A 1047-nucleotide genomic window follows, 5' to 3' on the forward strand; every position below is an offset into this window, starting at 1 on the left:
CCTCCACCGCATGGCGCAGCGCAACGCCGTCATGCTTTTCAGGCAATAGCTTGAGGAAGGCCTCGAAATCGTCCGGGTCGAACTTTTTCGTCGGCGCGAACTGCCACAGGATCGGCCCGAGCTTGTCGCCGAGTGCGGCGACGCCCGACCCCAGGAAGCGCGTCATCGACTCGCCGGCCTCGCCGAGCACGCGTCGGTTGGTGACGAAGCGGTTGCCTTTCAGCGAATAGACGAAGCCATCCGGCGCTTCGTTAGCCCATTTGACGAAGGTCGGCTCCTTGAAACTCGAATAATAGGTGCCGTTGACCTCGATGCTCGGCACCTGCCGGGTTGCGTAGTGCAGTTGCTTCGCCTTGGACAGTTTGTCCGGATAGAAGGACGTGTCCCATGGCTCGAAGGTCCAGCCGCCCATGCCGGCGCGAATTGTTCCTGATTGAGTCACTGTCGTCCTCCTGTTTGCTGCAAAGGATCAGGCGATCGCCGTTGTCTGGGCGGCTTTAGCCATGTCGACGATCGTCCATCCTGGCCGGTACGGATTGGGCCGGCGACCCGTTTCGTGAAAGCCACAGGCTTTGTAAAGCGCGATGTTCCGCTCCATCTTCGCGTTGGTCTAGAGCCGCACCTCGGGCAGATGCCATAGGCGCGTCTGTTCGTCCGCCCATCTGAGTAGGGCGATGCCGAAACCTTTGCCCTGGAAGGCAGGGCCGACGGCCACGGAGAAGATCATTGTGTGGTCCGGGTGCCGCTCGATGACAATCTGTCCGGCCGGCTCGCCGCTGCTTTCCAGCAGCCAGACTTCGCCGCGTCCGATCCGCGGCGCATAGTCTTCGGTGACCGGGATCGGCCGCGCGCCGAACAAGGCTGTGTAGGGCGCGTAGGCGGCGTCGGTCAGCTGGGCGACAGCGTCAAAATCACCGGCAAGCGCTCTTCTGATCTTCATTTGAAGGTTCTTCCAGACGCCAGCCAGTCCTCATTCACTCCGCCGCTTCGCGCTTGCCTCCGGGCCGCCGCTCCAGCAGTTCCCGCAGGAACTGGCCGGTGTAGCTG

At 62.4% G+C, this 1047-nt stretch carries 1 protein-coding gene and 1 pseudogene; both read right to left on the bottom strand.

Annotation, left to right across the window (positions count from 1 at the left end; genetic code table 11):
• Positions 1 to 442: DUF72 domain-containing protein (locus EOA85_RS35925; RefSeq protein WP_164760166.1), on the bottom strand; the 442-nt coding region annotated here is incomplete at its 3' end.
• Positions 443 to 469: 27 nt separating this feature from the next.
• Positions 470 to 940 (bottom strand): annotated as a pseudogene (locus EOA85_RS35930) (GNAT family N-acetyltransferase).
• Between the last annotated feature and the right edge of the window lie 107 nt (positions 941 to 1047).

It is taken from the genome of Mesorhizobium sp. M5C.F.Ca.IN.020.29.1.1 (assembly GCF_003997375.1).
In the GTDB taxonomy this organism is placed as follows: domain Bacteria; phylum Pseudomonadota; class Alphaproteobacteria; order Rhizobiales; family Rhizobiaceae; genus Mesorhizobium; species Mesorhizobium wenxiniae.